The following is a 16,985-nucleotide window of genomic DNA, read 5'->3' as shown; positions in this document are numbered from 1 at the left end:
CCCGGACGGGGGCAGGCAGGCTACTTTAACGTAAGCACCGAACCGGCAGCGGTGAGCGGCAAGGCGCCGCCTCAGGCCTCAGAACTTGCGAACCTCGATGTCGTACTTCTGCAGTGCATAGCCCATCTGCCTGGGGGTGATGTTGAGCAGGCGTGCGGCTTTGGCCTGCACCCAGCCGCATTTCTCCATGGCCCAGATCAGCCGTTCGCGTTCACCCTCGGGCTTGTCGTCAGACAGCACGGCAGCCCCACCATCGCTGGGTGCACGCTCGCCGTGAGTAGCCCCCACATCACGCGGTGGCGCCTCGGTCACCGGGATCGAGATCGGCTTGCCAGGCTTGACGGCATCTTCGCGGTCGATGTAGTGCAGCACCTGAGTCAGGCAGCGGTTGTCGTGGCAGGGGAAGCTCAGGTCCGTCAGGTCTTCGTTAAGCGCCATGGTGGCGGTGCGCTCGACGCAGTTTTCCAGTTCGCGCACGTTGCCGGGCCAGTAGCAACTGGTCAGCACCTTCAAGGCGCGGGGCGTGACCTTGACCTTGCGGCTGTTCTCGCGGTTGAAGCGCGCCAGGAAATGCTCGACCATCAGCGGGATGTCTTCACGGCGTTCGCGCAGCGGCGGCAGGAAAATGCTGACCACGTTGATGCGGTAATACAAGTCAGCCCGGAACTCGCCCGCCGCCACCATTTTTTCCAGATTGCGGTTGGTGGCCATCACCAGGCGCACGTCCACCTTGATGGGCGTGCTGCCCCCCACGCGCTCGAATTCCTTTTCCTGCAGCACGCGCAGCAGCTTGGCCTGGAACGAGGCCGAGATATCGCCGATTTCATCAAGGAACAGCGTGCCGCCATGGGCCATCTCGAAACGCCCCTTGCGCGAGCCGACGGCGCCCGTGAACGCACCCTTTTCATGGCCGAACAGTTCCGATTCGAGCAGTGACTCGGTCAGGGCGGCGCAATTCACGCGCACGAAGGCTTCGTCCTTGCGTGGGGACAGGTTGTGCACGGCCCGGGCGATCACTTCCTTGCCGGTGCCGCTCTCACCGCGCAACAGCACCGTGGTCTTGGTGGGGGCCACCTGGTGCACCTCGGCAAACACCTCCTGCATGCGGGGGGAGTTGCCGATCGCCATGTCCAGCTGGAAGGTGGGCTTGGCCGCCTTGGACAGCCTGCGGGCCTCTTCATAAAGGCGCCCTTGCTCCGCGCTGACGCCACGGTGCAGCAGGAGGTTCTGCCCCATCAGGCTGGCCACCATGGACAGCAGCCGCAGGTCTTCGTCAAACACGCCCGAGCGCGTGGTTACCACGCGGTCCATGGTGAGCACGCCCAGCGTCCTTCGGTCAGCCTTGATCGGTGCGGCGATGTAGGCAATGGTGGCGCCGGGGGACTGGTCGGCCGCACCCGTGCGGTTGAGGAACATGGGCTCGGCCGTGATGTCCGGCACCACCATGGGCACGCCGGACGCGAACACGCGGCCCACGATGCCTTCGCCTGGCGCAAACGTCAGTTTGGCGGACTCTTCTCGGGACAAGCCGACGGCGCACATGCCGCACAGGCGACCTTCGTCGGTCTGAAGAAGGACGGCACCACGGCGCCAGCCCATCATCGACACCAGCACGTTGAGCGCTTCACGGAAGGTTTTGTGGACGTCAAGGGAGGATCCCAGGATCTTGCTGACCTGGTAGACCGTGAGTAGTTCAATGCTGGCGCGTTCGTGGTGCATCGTGACCATGGCTGTTTTCTCTCGCAGTGCTGTGGTGCAAACCCCTTGCCGCATTCACCGATTTGGGTCGACTTATGATCGAAAAACGGGAGCGCGGCCCTGCATCAGGGTCTTGATGTGTCGCAAGCTGCAAAAAACAGGCCTGATAAAGTGCCAGCCCATGCCTGCAGCACAGTTTCAACCCATGGTCTTCGTGGACCTGGAGACCACCGGATCCACGGGTACGGTTGATCGCATCACGGAAATCGGTATCGTCGAGATCGATGAAGAGGGCGGTGTCCACGAGTGGTCCAGCCTGGTCAACCCCCAGACCAGCATTCCCAGTTTCATTCAATCTCTGACGGGGATTTCCAATGAGATGGTGGCCGATGCGCCCACGTTCGCGGAGCTGGCCGAGGAAGTCTTGTCCCGGCTGCATGGTCGGCTTTTCGTGGCCCACAACGCCCGGTTCGACTACGGTTTTCTGAAAAACGAGTTCAAGCGACTGGATCTGGACTTCAAGGCGCCGGTGCTGTGCACGGTCAAGTTGTCACGCAAGCTGTTTCCACAGTACGGCAAACACAATCTGGATGCGCTGGTCGAGCGCCATCAATTGCACATGCCGGCACGCCACCGGGCCTTGGCCGATGCCGATGTCCTGCGCCAGTTCTGGCAGGTGCTGCTGGCGCAGATGCCGGCTGATCAGCTGGATGCCGCTGTTGGCGAGCTGACGGGGCGAAGCAGCTGGCCCGCGCAGTTGGACCCGGCCGTGCTGGCGGATCTGCCCGAGCGCCATGGCGTGTACCTGTTTTTTGGCGACAACGACCTGCCGCTGTACATCGGCAAGGCCAACAACATCCGCCAGCGCGTGCTGTCGCACTTCAACGCAGACCACCGCGCTTCCAAGGAGATGAGCCTGTCGCAACAGGTGCGTCGGGTAACGTGGATCGAGACAGCCGGAGAAATGGGCGCCTTGCTGAAGGAGGCGCAACTCATCAAGCAATGGCAGCCCATCCACAACCGACGGCTGCGGCGCAACGAGGATTTGTGCACCTGGCAGTTGGTGCCGCCCTCAGCGGCCGCAGAGGGCGGGCTCAAGACCGAACTGACGTGGGCGCGTGATCTGGATTGGGGCCAGCCGCACCAGGTCTATGGCCTGTTCAACAGCCAGAAGGATGCCGTCAAAACCTTGCGCGAGATCGCGGAAGGCGCGCAGCTCTGCCTGGTCACCCTGGGGCTGGACAAGGTGCCTCCAGGGCGGCCTTGCTTTGGCTATCAATTACACCAGTGCAGCGGGGTGTGCATTGGCGAGGAGACTCAGGCCGCGCACGCGCAACGTCTGCGCAATGTGATGGCGGACTGGCAGGTGCAGGTCTGGCCACATGAGGGCCCCGTCAAGGTGAGCGAAGGGCCGTCGTGGCACGTGCTCGATGCCTGGTGCTACCTCGGGACGGCGCAGACGCCTTCAGAGGTGCAGGCCCTGTTGGCCAAACCTCGCCCGTCTTTCGACAAGGACACCTACAAGATTCTGGTCAGCTGGTTGCCCAAACTGAAGGTGGAAGCCCTGAGCCGATCGGCTCAATGACAGACGGCGTGATCGGTGGTGACAAACGCGGTCTGGTTGCCATCCCTGGCCTGGGCTGAAGCGCAGCGGATGTTGCGGCCTTCCACCACGTTCTGGTCATTCATGCGGCAGGCGTCGGTGTCCAGGCACTGACGGTTGGTCTGGGTGTCATACCAGTCGTTCCACCAGCTCAGGCGGATGCCTTCCACGCGGCGCTTCTCCGGCTTGGCGTTGTCGCAGCGCCCCTCAGTCACCCAGGCCTCGGTCCGGGAGTCGCTGTAAGCCACGTAGAACTCGTTGCTGTAGCGCAGGTGGAGGCAGAAGGGTCTGGCCGTGATGCCTTGAGCGAGCTCGGGCGCCATCGTCACGCTGTCGACCATCAACTCTTCACCGCTCTCCGGAGGGCGCAGGGTACAGGCGGCCAGGGTGGCCGCCAGGGCGGTCACGGCGAGCAGGGGCAGAAGCGGTCTCATGCGCGTGATGCTGACACGTTTCCCGCGACTGGAAGCCACTATTAGGGGGCGATGCCCGGTCTATTTGCGTCTGGCCCGCGGTGTCAGGGCGCACTGCCCAGCAAAAAGGCCTGCACCTGTTCTGCAGCGAATGCCGGATCTTCCTGCATGAAGCAATGGCCGCCAGGCACTTCCTGGTCGGACACGGCGTCGTTGATGGCGCGCCAGCGCGCCACCGATTCCTTCACGAAGGGGTAGGTGTGCCGGGCATGCAGCACCAGTGTAGGCGTGCGCACGCGGCCCAGAAGCCCCCACAACCTGTCCGGCCCCGTGCTGAAGATGTCGGCTTCACGGCTGCGGCGGCATTTCAGTTCAACACCACCGTCCGGCGAATCCTTCAAGGCATGGGTGACGAAAGCCTGAAGGGCCTCATCGGCCCAACCCTTGTAAATGCCACGGCCGTGAAGCTGCGCAAAGGCCTCTTCACGAGAGGGCCAGTGCTTGCGACGCGCACGCGCCTGGCGCGCCATCGGGGTCTGCTTGGCGATGCCGGTGAGTTCGCCCACGGACAAGCCCATCAGCATGGTCGGCGACATGAGCACCGGGTCCAGCAACACGGCACGCTGGAACTGATGGCGGCGGTCACCCAGGATCAGGCTGGTCAGCACGCCGCCAAAGCTGTGGCCGGCTGCGTAGTGCGGCACGGTCTTGAACTCGCCGCCTTGTTTCTCCAGCGCCTCCATGGCGATGTCGGCGTTGCGGTTCCAGCCCAGGAAGGCGCCACCATGCTCGCTCTCACCGTGGCCTTGGGCGTCGAACAGCCAGAGATCGAAGTGATCGGTCAGGCGGCGGAGCATGGGCTCGTAGGCGCGTGTGCAAAAGCCATTGCCGTGGATGAAGTGCAGCAGCGGCTTGCCACTGGCCGGCGAGTGCCAGCCTCTGAAGGCGAAGCCTTCTCGCGGTGTGTGGCTCCAGGGGATCAATTGCATGGAAACGTGGGTGCGTGAATGCGCTTGTATTGACATGAACAAGGGATTGCCAAATCGCATTGTGCCAACATGAAATAAACCGTTACGTTTGACAGGCCAGCACAAGGAGACACGCATGCCAAATCCCATTGTGATCGTTCACGGATGGTCAGACACCTCCGACTCGTTCAAGCCTCTGGCCCAGTGGCTTAAATCCCAAGGATTCAAGACCCTGGATCTCTTCCTGGGCGACTACATCTCGATGGAGGATGACGTCACCATCGATGATGCAGCCAAGGCCATGGAGCGCGCCGTTCAGGCCAGGATTCAGTCGGGCAAGCTCAAGAAGCCGTTTGATCTGATCGTGCACTCCACCGGTGGCCTGGTCAGCCGGACGTGGCTGTCGTCGTACTACACGGGCAAGCCTGCGGGCGAGATGCCCGTCAAGCGCCTGATCATGCTGGCGCCGGCCAATTTCGGCTCGGCATTGGCCACGGTGGGCCAGACGGTGCTGGGCCGCGTGGTCAAGGGCTGGGGCCACGGTTTCCACACCGGCAAGCAAATGCTCAACGGGTTGGAGCTGGGCTCGCCCTTCCAGTGGGACCTGGCCTTGCGCGATCTCTTCGATGCGGGTGTGGGCAACGCCGGCACGATCTACGGGGCTGATCTGGTCTGGCCTTTCGTGCTGGTGGGCTCCATGCCTTACCAGCATGGGCTGCGTCAGATGGTCAATGAACATGGTTGTGACGGCACCGTGCGGGTGGCCGCTGCCAACCTCAATGCCTATGGCGCCACGCTGGACTTCACCAATCCCACGGCGCCGACGGTCATGGGCATGACGGCGGCCAACAACGAAGCGGCTGTCCAGCACGGCTCCTTCACGCCCTGGGTTTACCGCTATGACGAGCGCATGGCCTTCCCTCTGGCCGTGATGAACCGGCGCGATCACGCCAGCATCATCGACCCCACCATCAAGGGTGATGACGAGACGGCGGCCGAGCAGCAGCAGTTCCAGCAGTTCCTGCTGGCAGCCTTGAACTGCCCGAACTATGCGCAGTACCAACAGATCGAGCAGGACTGGCGAGCGCATTCCGACAAGGTGCAAGACCCCGCCATTGCAGACGACGACCACGCCATGCACCTGCAGTTGAACGTGTTCGTGGTGGACGAGTATCAAAAGCCGGTGACGGACTACTTGATCGAGTTCCTGGCGCCCAACTACGCGCAGACCACCGACCTCACTGGCGTGTTCCACGACAAGGTGATCCAGGATGTTCACCCCTGCACGCAGAACGCGGCCTTGCGCACCATCTTCATCAACCGGCAGCGTCTGTTCAGCCTGTTCTACGAGGCCATTCCCACTGGGCAGCTCAAGCAGTTGCGCCTGAGCATCAGCGCGTCTGCGCCGGGCGACAACGTGCACTACTTCAGCGAAGCCTATGGGGCCGAAGGGGAGTTCATCGTGCACTCCGAAGATGAGGCCGACCGGTGGTTGCGCCGCAATGCCACGCACTTCCTGAAGATCGTCATCCCGCGTCAACCGTCAGACAAGGTATTCACGCTCAAGAACCCCTGATGCGCAAATAACATATGGCCTCCCCCTGAAAGAGCGCCCCGGCTTCTGGTAGAAACCGGGCATCGCCGGATTTTCTCTTTTCACATTCCGGCACAAGGCTCACGTTCAAGGAGGGGTGGCATGCCCGGGTGGATTCATCGTCATGGTCGTTGGTTGGCATTGGCAGCAGTGGCTGCCGCAGGTGCGAGCTGGCTGCATTCCCGGGCCGACGTGGGTAAAAAGGACAAGCCTGACGTCGTGGCCGCTGCCGAGCCGGTTGCCGCCGCAGCGAAAGCAGCCCTGAGTGTTCAGACGGTCAAACCGCAGTCGGGCCAGTGGCCCATGGTGATTTCGGCCAATGGCGCGATTGCCGCCTGGCAGGAAGCTGTGATCGGGGCCGAGCTGGCCGGTTTGCGCCTGTCTGAAATCCAGGTCAATGTGGGGGACAAGGTGTCGCGGGGCCAGGTGCTGGCCACCCTGCAGCAAGACTCGGTGCAGGCCGATCTGAACAACGCACGTGCCGCCTTGCAGGAGGCCGATGCGCTGATGACCGAGGCACGTGCCAACGCTGATCGCGCGCGTTCCCTGCACGGCAGTGGCGCCCTGAGCACGCAGGACACGCAGCGCGCCCTCACGGCCGAGCAAACGGCCAAGGCCCGTCTGGATTCGGCCAAATCGCAAGTGGCCTCGCAAGAGCTGCGCATGCGCCAGACGCGCATCGTGGCCTCGGATGAAGGCGTGATCTCGTCTCGTCTGGCCACGGCTGGTGCCGTGGTGCAGCCCGGGCAGGAGCTGTTCCGCCTGATTCGCCAGAGCCGCCTGGAATGGCGCGCGGAAGTACCTTCGGCCGATCTGCTGCGCGTCAAGCCCGGCATGGTGGCCTGGGCCACACCGCCCGGTGGCACGCCCGTGCAGGGCAAGGTCCGCATGGTGGCCCCCACGGTGGATGCGGCCACACGCAATGGCCTGGTCTATGTGGATCTGCCGGCGTCGGCTCTGGGCGCCGGAGCGCGCGCCGGCATGTTCGCCTCCGGCCGTCTGGAGATCGGGCAGTCGCAAGGCCTGACATTGCCTCAAACCGCCGTCTTGCTGCGCGATGGCTTCAGTTATGTCTTCAAGGTCAGCGACAAGGGGGTGGTCACCCAGCTCAAGGTGAGCGTGGGCCGCCGCGTGGGTGACCGCGTCGAGATCCTGCAAGGCCTGGATGCCAATGCCAATGTGGTGGCATCGGGTGTGGGCTTCCTGACCGATGGTGACAGTGTGCGCATCGTGAAGGGCAGCCAGTCATGAACGTTTCCGCCTGGTCGATCAAGAACCCGATTCCGGCCGTCCTGCTGTTCATCATGCTCACGCTGTGGGGCCTGATGGGCTTCAGTGGCATGAAGATCCAGAACTTCCCGGACATCGATCTGCCCACTGTCACGGTGACGGCCTCCTTGCCGGGTGCCTCGCCAGCGCAGCTGGAGACGGAAGTCGCCCGCAAGCTGGAGAACTCGATCGCCACACTGCAGGGCATCAAGCACATCTATACCAAGGTGCAGGACGGCAGCGTGCTCGTGTCCGTCGAGTTCCGCCTTGAGAAGCCCACGCAGGAAGCCGTGGACGATGTGCGCGATGCCGTCTCTCGCGTGCGGGCCGATCTGCCAGGCGATCTGCGTGACCCGGTCATCTCCAAGATGAACCTGTCGGGCGCGCCGATCCTGACCTATACGGTGGCGTCCAAACGCATGGATGACGAGGCCTTGTCCTGGTTCGTGGACAACACGGTCACCAAGACCATGCTGGCCGTCAAAGGCGTGGGTGCCGTGGCCCGCGTGGGTGGCGTGAGCCGAGAAGTGCGCATCGAGCTGGATCCTTCGCGCTTGCTGGCGCTCAACGCATCTGCCGCCGATGTGTCGCGCCAGTTGCGCAGCCTGCAGCAGGAAGCCTCGGGTGGCCGCATGGACCTGGGTGGTGGCGAGCAATCCGTGCGCACGGTAGCCACGGTGAAATCTGCCGATGAGCTGGCCGCCATGGAGGTGACCTTGTCGGATGGCCGGCATGTCCGGTTGGACCAGATCGCCACGGTCAGTGACACGGTGGCCGAGCGCCGCAGTGCAGCCTTGCTCAATGGCAAGCCGGTGGTGGGTTTCGAGATCACGCGCTCACGTGGCGCGGGTGAGGTGGAAGTGGCCCAGGGTGTGCGCGCCAGGCTGGAAGAGCTGAAGGCCAAGCACCCGGACATCGAGATCACGGAAGCCTTCAACTTCGTGGACCCCGTGGAGGAAAACTACCACGGCTCCATGTACCTGCTGTATGAAGGCGCGATCCTGGCCGTGATCGTGGTGTTCTTCTTCCTGCGCGACTGGCGCGCCACGCTGGTGTCGGCGGCGGCCTTGCCCTTGTCGGTCATCCCGGCATTCGGTTTCATGCACCTGCTGGGTTTTTCAATCAACGTGGTGACGCTGCTGTCCCTGTCGCTGGTGGTGGGGATCCTGGTGGATGACGCCATCGTCGAGATCGAGAACATCATGCGGCACCTGGCCATGGGCAAGACCCCGATGGAAGCCGCCATGGAGGCCGCCGACGAAATCGGCCTGGCCGTGATCGCCACGACCTTCACGCTGATCGCGGTGTTCCTGCCCACGGCCTTCATGGGCGGTGTGCCGGGCAAGTTCTTCGTGCAGTTCGGCTGGACGGCGGCGATTGCCGTGTTCTTCTCGCTGGTGGTGGCGCGCATGCTCACGCCCATGATGGCCGCCTACATGCTGAAGCCGCCCAAGGGCGACCACGGCGAGCCAGGCTGGATGCGTGTGTACCTGGGCTGGGCGCGCTGGTGCCTGAAGCACCGCGTGTGGACCTTCCTGATCGTGCTGGGCTTCCTCGGTGGTTCGTTCTTCCTGGCCGGGCGCCTGCCAACGGGTTTCATCCCACCGGATGACCTGTCGCAGACCCAGGTGTTCCTGTCGCTGCCACCGGGCAGCACCTTGCAACAGTCCTACAAGCTGGCCGAGGAGGCCCGCGAGATCGTGCAGCGCAACCCGCACGTGAAGATGGTCTACACGGCCATTGGTGGCGGGGCTTCGGGCAGTGATCCTTTCATGCCGCAAGGCTCGGCCGAGGTGCGCAAAGCCACCTTGACCATCAACATGACACACCGCAATGATCGCCCCGGCGTCAGCAAGCAAGCGATTGAAGGCGAGCTGCGCAAGGCGCTGGAGGTGTTGCCCGGCGTGCGCGTGAACGTGGGCTTTGGTGGCTCGGCCGAGAAGTACATCCTGGTGCTCTCGGGTGAAGATGGGCAGGCCTTGTCGGCGCATGCTGACGTGGTGGCGCGCGAGCTGCGTACCATCCCCGGCATCGGCAACGTGACGTCCACCTCCAGCCTGGTCAGGCCGGAGTTGATCGTGCGGCCGGATATTGCCCGCGCTGCCGATCTGGGCGTGAACACGGCCACCATTGCCGACACCTTGCGCATTGCCACCGTGGGCGACTACGAGCAGGGCCTGCCCAAGCTGAACCTGTCACAACGGCAGGTGCCGGTGGTGGTGCGCCTGCCTGATGCCGCGCGTACCGATCTGGATCTGCTGTCGCGCCTGCCAGTGCCCGGTGCCCGTGGCCCTGTGCCGCTGGGCAATGTGGCCACGCTGGTGCAAGACAGCGGCCCCGCGCAGATCGACCGGTATGACCGCCAGCGCAACATCAACTTCGAGATCGAGTTGAACCAGCAGCCGCTGGGCGAGGTGCAGAAGAGGGCGCTGGCGCTGCCCAGCTTGCGCAACCTGCCGCCCGGGGTGTCGCAGTCCACGATTGGTGACGCCGAGGCCATGGGCGAGCTGTTCGCCAGCTTCGGCCTGGCCATGCTGACGGGCGTGCTGTGTATCTACATCGTGCTGGTGCTGTTGTTCAAGGGCTTCGTGCAACCGATGACGATTCTGGTGGCGCTGGTGCTGTCCATCCCCGGTGCCTTTGTGGCGCTGTATGTGACGCAGACGGCGCTGTCCATGCCTTCGATGATCGGCCTGATCATGCTGATGGGCATTGCCACCAAGAACTCGATCCTGCTGGTGGACTACGTATTGATTGCGCGCAATGAGTACGGCCTGTCACGCTGGGAGGCCGTGATCGACGGCTGCCGCAAGCGTGCCCGGCCGATCATCATGACGACCATCGCCATGGGTGCGGGCATGATGCCGATCGCCCTGGGCATCGGCGTGGACCCGAGCTTCCGCGCGCCGATGGCGATCGTGGTGATTGGCGGCCTGATCACCTCCACCTTCCTGAGCCTGCTGGTGATCCCGGTGGTGTTCACGTTTGTGGATGACCTGATCGCCTTGACGGGGCGGATGGTGCGGCGCAAGCCCGTGGCCGCTGCCGACGACGTGGTGGGGCAGGGGTGATCGTCGGCCGCCGATAATGGCGCCTCCCTCCGCTAACAGAAAACGCCGCCATGCCTCACATGCTGCTCATCGTTGAACCCATTGGCCAGCGCGCCGAGCGCGGCCGCGAAGCGGGTGAGGCTGTCTATCAGCGCATGCTCGACTTCACGGCCGAATTGCAATCGGCGGGGCTGCTGCTGGGCGTCAACTCCCTGGGCACCGCTGCACGCCGCTTCGCCAAACGAGGTGAGGAGCGCCTGCTCACCGATGGGCCCTTCGCGGAAGCCAAGGAAATGGTCGGCGGTTATTTCTTGCTGGACACCGAAGACCCTGCCGTGGCGCTGGCCTGGGCTGAACGCTGCCCCGCCGCCGAATGGGCCACCGTGGAGTTGCGCGGCGTGGGGCCGTGCTACGAGTAGGTAGTTTCACCAGATCTGTCGAATTGGCACCTGCTCGATCGTCGTAGGTATGAAGGCACCGAGAGGCGGTGCCCCCTACAGGAGATAGACATGCGATTCATGATCCAGGTCCGTGCCACGGTCAGCAGCGAAATCGGGGCGCCACCCGGTCCCGAACTGCTCCCGGTCTTCCAGGAAATGGGCGCTTTCCACGAGGAAATGGCCCGCGCTGGCGTTCTGCTGGACGGCGCAGGCTTGCGCCCCAGTCGCCAGGGCTGGCGTCAGCGCTACAAGCTGGACGGCAGCCGCGAGGTGATGGACGGCCCGTTTGCCGAAACCAAGGAATTGATTGCCGGCTACACCCTGATCCAGGTGCGCTCGGTCGAAGAGGCCCGCGCCTGGGCCAGCCGATTCCCCAACCCCTTCCCAGGCCAGGAGTGTGAGGTCGAGGTGCGCCAGCTCTACGAAGATGCCGACTTCGGGCCCGGTGGTGACATGGCGCTACCAGGAGCATCGACATGAAGCAGATTCTGATGATCGGTGGCCTGGCGCTGCTGGCTGCCACGGCCTTGCTGCTGGCCTATGCGAGCACCCGCCCTGACGAGTTCCGCGTCGAGCGCAAACTGCGCATCGCAGCCTCCTCTGACAAACTCTGGCCGTTGATCGGCGAGTTGCGGGCGTTCAACCGCTGGAATCCCTATGAACGCAAGGACCCGGCCATCAAAGGGCGCTACAGCGGCGCAGCCACCGGCCCTGGTTCGCGCTATGAGTGGGAAAGCGACAAGGTCGGTGTGGGCAGCCTGGAGATCACAGGCCAACAGCCTGGTCAGGCTGTGCAGATGAGGCTGGACTTCGTCAAACCCTTCGAGGCACACAACCAGGCCGAGTTCCGACTCGTGCCCCAGGGTGATGGCAGCACGGACGTGATTTGGTCGATGCAGGGCCCCGCCAACCTCATCAGCAAGGTGATGGGTGTGTTCATCAACATGGACAAGATGGTGGGCCGCGATTTTGAAGATGGCCTGGTCAATCTGCAGCACATCGCCAAGGAGTGAACATGGCACCGCAACACGCTCAAATCTATGTGAATCTGCCCTGTAAGAGCTTGCCCGCCAGCAAGGCTTTTTTCGAGTCTCTGGGGTACAGCTTCAATCCGCAATTCACCAATGAGTCCGGCGCCTGCCTCATGCTTGGCGGCAACATCTACGCGATGCTGCTGACGGAGAGCTTTGCCAGCGGTTTCACCGGCAAACCGCTGGTGGATGCGAAAGCCGCGACCGAGGTGCTGGTGTGCTTGTCCTGCGAGAGCCGCGAACAGGTCGACGAGCTGGTGGCCAAAGCCATTGCCGCAGGTGGCACCGCACCGAGAGCGCCTCAGGATCATGGTTTCATGTATGCCCACGGCTTCGAGGATCTGGACGGGCATATCTGGGAGCTCGTCTACATGACTGGTGAGCCACCGCAAGCCAGTGCCGGCACCTGAAGGCATGAGCGCGGCATGACCCCCTCGGCGCTCATTGCCAGCGTGTGGCGCCTTGAACGCAGCCGGCTGATTGGCGTGGCAGCCAGGCTGTTGCACGACCTGGACGAAGCCGAGGACTGTGCCCACGATGCGCTCATCCAGGCCCTCGAAACCTGGCCGCGCGATGGCACACCAGGCAATCCTGCGGCCTGGTTGATGACCACCACGCGCAACCGCGCCCTCGATCGCCTGCGCCGCCGTGCGATGCTGGCGCGCGAGCACGAGGCGCTGGCGGCCGACGACCTTGCCGCGGAGACCCATATGGTGCCGGACTTCGTCGATCAGCTCGACGCCATGAGGGAAGCCACCGAAATCGGCGATGAGTTGCTGCGCCTGATCTTCATCGCCTGCCACCCGAGCCTGCCGCGCGAAGGGCAGGTGGCGCTGACCCTGCGGCTGCTCGGCGGGCTCGAAACGGCCGAGATCGCACGGGCCTTTCTGGTGCCAGAAGCCACGGTGGCACAACGCATCGTGCGGGCCAAGAGGATGCTGCACGGCCAGGCGTTCGAGTTGCCCGACTCGGTCGAGCGCGGCGCCCGCCTGAGTGCCGTGCTGGCTGTGGTCTACCTGATCTTCAATGCGGGGCACAGCGCCGGGAGCGGCGAGACGCTGCTGAGGCCTGCGCTGTGTGACGAGGCCTTGCGCCTGGCGCGACAGCTGCAACAGCTGCTGCCTGAAGAGGCCGAGGTCCACGGCCTGGCGGCGCTGCTGGAAATTCAGGCATCGAGACTGCCCGCGCGACTCGATGCCCAGGGGCAGCCTGTGTTGCTGCCCGACCAGGATCGCCGTCTGTGGGACAGGTTGCTGATCCGCCGAGGGTTGGCGGCACTGGCTCGTGCACAAACAGGCGCTGAACCAGGCAGCTACACCTTGCAGGCGGCCATTGCGGCCCACCACGCCAGAGCCGCGCGTGCGGAGGACACCGACTGGCACGCTATCGTGCGCGACTACGATCGTTTGTACGTGCACCAGCCGTCGCCGGTTGTGGCGCTCAACCGGGCCGTGGCTGTGGGGCAGGCCCAGGGGCCGCAGGCAGCCTGGGTGCTGCTCCAGGAGTTGGCGAGAGACCCTGCCTTGCAGCCATACCCCTGGCTGGCCGGTGCACAGGCCGATGTGCTGGAGCGCATGGGCCGCCTGGCCGAGGCGCGGGCCGCCTACCTGCGCGCCGCCGAGCTGAACGACAACGCGGTGCAGCAGGCGTGGCTGCGTGCCAAGGCGCAAAGCTTGGGCCCGACAGCCAGTGAAGGCTGAACTGGCGCTATAGTGTGGGCGGGCTCACCGGGCGCCCACCTCGCGAAAGCTGACGCACCGTTCATCATCCGCAAGCCACGCGCTTGCATACCCTCCACAGGCCGACAGCGAGCAGGCCGTGATTCAGGAGCTGGTATGCAACCATCCCATCATTCCCCTCAGCCCTCAAGCCCCCAGGCGGCAGACCTGGTGCGCGCCTTGGCCAGGCAACTTCACCGCGCCGCGATCTCGGATTCCCTGCGGGTCTCGCTGCCCGTGTTGCGGCGCATCCTGGCCACCGACACATTGCGCGATCTGACGCTGCCTCAACTGCACCAACAACGGGGCATGGTCCGGCGCAAGCATCTGTTGCGCACTTTGGCCATCGAGGCCGGCCACCCCAGCTGGGAGCACTATTGCCAGGCCTTGTCTGGCATGTCGGTTGAGCAGCTGCCGCATCTGGACATGCTGCAGGCCACCACCGGCTACCCCAATCTGTGGTTCTCAACCCGAGAACAAGCGCAGCACTACGCCCTGTCTCATGGCGGGCGCGTGGTGCCGGTGGGTACGCAGGCGGTGGTGTTGACGCATCAGGGTTGACGCGTCAGGGCTCGTCACGCTTGCTCAGTGGGCAGCCTGGTAGAGCGCCGCACCTGCGACCATCGGGTCACCCGTGCGCTCGTAGGCCTCTACCCAGGCGTCGTAGTTGTGGATGGCTTCTTGTTGCCAGGGGTGGAAGCCTGGCTTGAAGTAGGCCAGCAAGCTGCCCAAATGGCTGGAGATGATGCCCTTGTAGCCAAACAGCCACCAGCGGCACTTGGCCATCATCCACATGCGTTGCCCGAACGAGAACCCGTCGTTCTTGAGCAGGCGGTTGGTGAAGCGAAGGGTCAAGAGGCTCAGGAACACGGTGACATGCGCCATCGCCAGGCAGCGCTTGAAGTAGCCCACCTTGGCCACCTTCTGCATCACGTCATAGGCCACGGCCTTGTGTTCCATCTCTTCAACGGCATGCCAGGCCATCATGGCGCGCAGCTTGGGATCGGCGTTGGACATGGTCTTCTTTTCAACGAAGAAGATCTCGGCCAGCATGGCGGTGAAGTGCTCGAACGCGGCCGTCAAGGCCAGGTTGTATTCCTTCGAGAAATACTTCGAGTGGGTCTCGTTGTTCCAGTTGATGAAATCGACGATGGCGTCCACATCCAGGCCTTGCTCGCGCAGGCGCTGGTTGTACTTGGAATGCACGATGCCGTGCTGACCTTCCTGGCGGATGAAGGTCTTGATCTCGGCCAGCAGCTTGGGGTCAGAGGTCTGCTCGCGGTAGGCGCGCACGCACGAGATGAAGTAGCGCTCGCCATCAGGGAAGGCAGCCTGTAGGGCGTCGATCAAGCGCGACTTGTAGGGGTTGTTCTCGTACCACCAGCGGGGCAGCTCACCGTCCAGACCAAAGTCGAGCTTTTCGCGGGCGACCAGTTCCTTGGCGTTGTTCAGGGCTTGTTGGCTCATGTCTGTCTCCGTTCGTCTGCCTCTTGGGGGCATGTGGATTGATCTGGGTCAATCTTAGGAGCGTGCGCTTGACTTGCAAGGTTGCCTTGGCGACAGGAGGGCAGGCTGGGCGTCATGCAGAGGGGGTTGTATCGGCATTGACGTCGATTTGGGTGGTGGGTGGCGCTTGCGCCAGCGCGCTATTGGCTGGACAGGGGCGACTTTCGTTTCGGAAGTCAGCGACTACTTTGCAGCGTGAGCGGCCGGTCAACCCTGAACGGTTGCACCGCTGCATGGCCGCAGCGTTGGAAGCCGCGTAGCGGTCATTCAAGAGCGCCGGCGATCGACCCAAGGCGGTCAGTCGAAGTTCGATGCAGCAATCCTCAGAGCAGCCCCTGTAGAACTCAGAACGAACCAAGTCCGAGTCTTCCCGATGCTGGCGTGGGTTGCCCGGCAACTTCGGTTCAAGCAAGTGGCATAGCACTTGGTTGGCGTATTTGGAATATTATGTGGCGCGATCTGAATGTGACTCATGCCATCGAACTCCTAGACTTCTTACATCCCGCGAACTTCTCTCGGTCTATCAAAAGGAGTCTGAAATGTCCAATCAAGTAGCCCTGATTACTGGCGGCGCCACCGGCATCGGCAAGGCCGTTGCCCTCAAGCTTGTCGCCAAAGGCGTCACTGTCGTCATGAGCGGCCGTCGTGCGGAAGTCGGGCAAGCCGCCGTCGCCGAGGTTTCCGCCGCGGCCCGTGACGGTGCACAAGTTCGCTTTGTTCAGAACGATGTAGCCGATGAGGCTGCGGTCAAGTCGATGATTGACGGCATCGTGGCTGAGTTCGGTCGCCTAGACATGGCGGTCAATAACGCTGGCCTGTCCAACGAGACTGGCACTCTTGTGCAGTCGAGCAGTGACAACTACCGTGCAATGGTTGAGACCAACGTCATGGGTGTGTACTTCAGCATGAAACATGAGCTCGTTCAGATGACCAAGCAGGGAGGCGGAGCCATCGTCAACTTGGCGTCCATCGCTGGTCTAAATGGCATCACCTGGGCGGGCCCATATGGCTCGACCAAACACGCGGTGGTGGGACTGACCAAGTCGTCTGCCCTGGACCACGCGACTCAAGGCATCCGGGTCAACGGCGTGGCACCTGGCGCCATCAAGACCGACATCATTGCCGCCCAGCTCGGCGGTGGCGACCCTAACTACAATGAGGCAAGCATCTCGGCAATGCACCCCATGAATCGACTGGGCCGCCCCGAAGAAGTCGCCAATGCCATCTGCTGGCTGCTGTCGGAAGAAGCCAGCTTCGTCACCGGTCACATAATTAACGTAGATGGCGGCTTCCAAGCGAAGTAAGGGCAATGAATAGCACCGTTCCAGACAAATTGAAGATTCCGGCCACGCTGTGGGAGGGTCTCAAGCGGGCCGGGGTTGACCGTGCAGAGGTCATTCGACGCGCGAACCTGCCTCTGAGCGTGCTGAGGAACGACGCGCCGATTGCCACGACGCAGTTTTTCGCCCTGTGGCGGGCCATCGAAACAGTCAGTCAAGACTCGACCATTGGCCTTCGTATCGCAACGGGTCTGGACGGGGCTGTGATGCCTCTCGCTTTTGTCGCTGCACAGCACGACCGAACGTTCCGCGACGCACTGAGTCGGGTTGCCCGTTTCAAGCGGTTGTGCGCACCCGAAGACGTTTCGGTCAAAGATTTTGCTGACAGAGGTGAGCTCGTCATCCGGTGGCCTCA

Annotated in this window: 16 protein-coding genes; 12 read left to right on the top strand and 4 right to left on the bottom strand. The window is 63.2% G+C overall.

What is annotated here, in order from left to right:
• Positions 1–78: 78 nt before the first annotated feature.
• Positions 79–1,728, bottom strand: a complete 1,650-nt coding sequence (gene nifA / locus VFW93_RS08275; RefSeq protein WP_329693519.1) for a nif-specific transcriptional activator NifA — start codon at positions 1,726–1,728, stop codon at positions 79–81.
• 151 nt (positions 1,729–1,879) lie between these two features.
• Between nifA and VFW93_RS08270 the strand changes: the two genes are divergently transcribed.
• Positions 1,880–3,283 (top strand): 3'-5' exonuclease family protein, encoded by a 1,404-nt coding sequence (locus tag VFW93_RS08270; protein ID WP_329693518.1) that lies wholly within the window; start codon positions 1,880–1,882, stop codon positions 3,281–3,283.
• On the opposite strand, the gene VFW93_RS08265 is transcribed toward VFW93_RS08270, so the two are convergent.
• Positions 3,277–3,735, bottom strand: coding sequence for a hypothetical protein (locus VFW93_RS08265; protein WP_329693517.1), 459 nt, complete (start codon positions 3,733–3,735; stop codon positions 3,277–3,279). The genes VFW93_RS08270 and VFW93_RS08265 overlap by 7 nt on opposite strands.
• An 83-nt stretch (positions 3,736–3,818) precedes the next feature.
• Positions 3,819–4,703 carry an alpha/beta hydrolase gene (locus VFW93_RS08260; RefSeq protein WP_329693516.1) on the bottom strand — a complete coding sequence of 295 codons (885 nt, stop codon included), beginning with the start codon at positions 4,701–4,703 and terminating at the stop codon, positions 3,819–3,821.
• 115 nt (positions 4,704–4,818) lie between these two features.
• Between VFW93_RS08260 and VFW93_RS08255 the strand changes: the two genes are divergently transcribed.
• The 9 genes from VFW93_RS08255 to VFW93_RS08215 all read left to right on the top strand — a co-directional run bounded on the left by VFW93_RS08255 (position 4,819) and on the right by VFW93_RS08215 (position 14,345).
• Complete coding sequence (locus VFW93_RS08255) at positions 4,819–6,258, top strand: hypothetical protein (protein ID WP_329693515.1); 1,440 nt, start codon at positions 4,819–4,821, stop codon at positions 6,256–6,258.
• Positions 6,259–6,378: 120 nt separating this feature from the next.
• Positions 6,379–7,527 (top strand): efflux RND transporter periplasmic adaptor subunit, encoded by a 1,149-nt coding sequence (locus tag VFW93_RS08250; protein WP_329693514.1) that lies wholly within the window; start codon positions 6,379–6,381, stop codon positions 7,525–7,527.
• Positions 7,524–10,616, top strand: coding sequence for an efflux RND transporter permease subunit (locus VFW93_RS08245; RefSeq protein ID WP_329693513.1), 3,093 nt, complete (start codon positions 7,524–7,526; stop codon positions 10,614–10,616). The genes VFW93_RS08250 and VFW93_RS08245 overlap by 4 nt, the downstream gene beginning before the upstream one ends.
• A gap of 50 nt (positions 10,617–10,666) precedes the next feature.
• Positions 10,667–11,014 (top strand): YciI family protein, encoded by a 348-nt coding sequence (locus VFW93_RS08240; protein WP_329693512.1) that lies wholly within the window; start codon positions 10,667–10,669, stop codon positions 11,012–11,014.
• A 90-nt stretch (positions 11,015–11,104) separates the two neighbouring features.
• Positions 11,105–11,515, top strand: a complete 411-nt coding sequence (locus tag VFW93_RS08235) for a YciI family protein (RefSeq protein WP_329693511.1) — start codon at positions 11,105–11,107, stop codon at positions 11,513–11,515.
• Positions 11,512–12,048: an SRPBCC family protein gene (locus tag VFW93_RS08230; protein ID WP_329693510.1), complete on the top strand. Its 537-nt coding sequence runs from the start codon at positions 11,512–11,514 to the stop codon at positions 12,046–12,048. Before VFW93_RS08235 ends, VFW93_RS08230 begins: the two co-directional genes overlap by 4 nt.
• 2 nt (positions 12,049–12,050) lie before the next feature.
• Positions 12,051–12,476: a VOC family protein gene (locus tag VFW93_RS08225; protein ID WP_329693509.1), complete on the top strand. Its 426-nt coding sequence runs from the start codon at positions 12,051–12,053 to the stop codon at positions 12,474–12,476.
• A gap of 15 nt (positions 12,477–12,491) precedes the next feature.
• On the top strand, positions 12,492–13,766 hold the full coding sequence (locus VFW93_RS08220) for an RNA polymerase sigma factor (protein ID WP_329693508.1): 1,275 nt from the start codon (positions 12,492–12,494) through the stop codon (positions 13,764–13,766).
• A gap of 135 nt (positions 13,767–13,901) precedes the next feature.
• Positions 13,902–14,345 carry a hypothetical protein gene (locus tag VFW93_RS08215; RefSeq protein ID WP_329693507.1) on the top strand — a complete coding sequence of 148 codons (444 nt, stop codon included), beginning with the start codon at positions 13,902–13,904 and terminating at the stop codon, positions 14,343–14,345.
• 24 nt (positions 14,346–14,369) lie between these two features.
• Here the strand turns inward: VFW93_RS08215 and VFW93_RS08210 are convergent, their stop codons facing one another.
• Complete coding sequence (locus VFW93_RS08210; protein ID WP_329693506.1) at positions 14,370–15,251, bottom strand: metal-dependent hydrolase; 882 nt, start codon at positions 15,249–15,251, stop codon at positions 14,370–14,372.
• Between the two features lie 578 nt (positions 15,252–15,829).
• Here VFW93_RS08210 and VFW93_RS08205 point away from each other — a divergent pair.
• Together VFW93_RS08205 and VFW93_RS08200 are read left to right on the top strand one after the other, a co-directional pair.
• The gene (locus VFW93_RS08205) at positions 15,830–16,594 is read left to right on the top strand and encodes a glucose 1-dehydrogenase (protein WP_329693505.1); all 765 of its coding nucleotides are present in this window, start codon (positions 15,830–15,832) and stop codon (positions 16,592–16,594) included.
• Between the two features lie 5 nt (positions 16,595–16,599).
• Positions 16,600–16,985, top strand: a 386-nt coding sequence (locus tag VFW93_RS08200; RefSeq protein WP_329693504.1) for an AraC family transcriptional regulator ligand-binding domain-containing protein, incomplete at its 3' end; no start/stop codon positions are given.

This window comes from Aquabacterium sp., assembly GCF_036279675.1.
GTDB lineage: Bacteria > Pseudomonadota > Gammaproteobacteria > Burkholderiales > Burkholderiaceae_C > Aquabacterium.
Note: the sequence above shows the minus strand (reverse complement) of the source record. Positions and strands in the feature narration are given on the sequence as shown.

What these genes read in the sequence shown, in the direction of transcription:
- VFW93_RS08255 (WP_329693515.1), top strand. Translation starts at nt 4,819, where the DNA reads ATGCCAAATCCCATTGTGATCGTTCACGGATGGTCAGACACCTCCGAC.
- VFW93_RS08265 (WP_329693517.1), bottom strand. Translation starts at nt 3,735, where the DNA reads ATGAGACCGCTTCTGCCCCTGCTCGCCGTGACCGCCCTGGCGGCCACC.
- VFW93_RS08215 (WP_329693507.1), top strand. Translation starts at nt 13,902, where the DNA reads ATGCAACCATCCCATCATTCCCCTCAGCCCTCAAGCCCCCAGGCGGCA.
- VFW93_RS08270 (WP_329693518.1), top strand. Translation starts at nt 1,880, where the DNA reads ATGCCTGCAGCACAGTTTCAACCCATGGTCTTCGTGGACCTGGAGACC.
- VFW93_RS08220 (WP_329693508.1), top strand. Translation starts at nt 12,492, where the DNA reads ATGACCCCCTCGGCGCTCATTGCCAGCGTGTGGCGCCTTGAACGCAGC.
- VFW93_RS08250 (WP_329693514.1), top strand. Translation starts at nt 6,379, where the DNA reads ATGCCCGGGTGGATTCATCGTCATGGTCGTTGGTTGGCATTGGCAGCA.
- VFW93_RS08205 (WP_329693505.1), top strand. Translation starts at nt 15,830, where the DNA reads ATGTCCAATCAAGTAGCCCTGATTACTGGCGGCGCCACCGGCATCGGC.
- VFW93_RS08225 (WP_329693509.1), top strand. Translation starts at nt 12,051, where the DNA reads ATGGCACCGCAACACGCTCAAATCTATGTGAATCTGCCCTGTAAGAGC.
- VFW93_RS08240 (WP_329693512.1), top strand. Translation starts at nt 10,667, where the DNA reads ATGCCTCACATGCTGCTCATCGTTGAACCCATTGGCCAGCGCGCCGAG.
- VFW93_RS08230 (WP_329693510.1), top strand. Translation starts at nt 11,512, where the DNA reads ATGAAGCAGATTCTGATGATCGGTGGCCTGGCGCTGCTGGCTGCCACG.
- nifA (WP_329693519.1), bottom strand. Translation starts at nt 1,728, where the DNA reads ATGGTCACGATGCACCACGAACGCGCCAGCATTGAACTACTCACGGTC.
- VFW93_RS08235 (WP_329693511.1), top strand. Translation starts at nt 11,105, where the DNA reads ATGCGATTCATGATCCAGGTCCGTGCCACGGTCAGCAGCGAAATCGGG.
- VFW93_RS08245 (WP_329693513.1), top strand. Translation starts at nt 7,524, where the DNA reads ATGAACGTTTCCGCCTGGTCGATCAAGAACCCGATTCCGGCCGTCCTG.
- VFW93_RS08210 (WP_329693506.1), bottom strand. Translation starts at nt 15,251, where the DNA reads ATGAGCCAACAAGCCCTGAACAACGCCAAGGAACTGGTCGCCCGCGAA.
- VFW93_RS08260 (WP_329693516.1), bottom strand. Translation starts at nt 4,703, where the DNA reads ATGCAATTGATCCCCTGGAGCCACACACCGCGAGAAGGCTTCGCCTTC.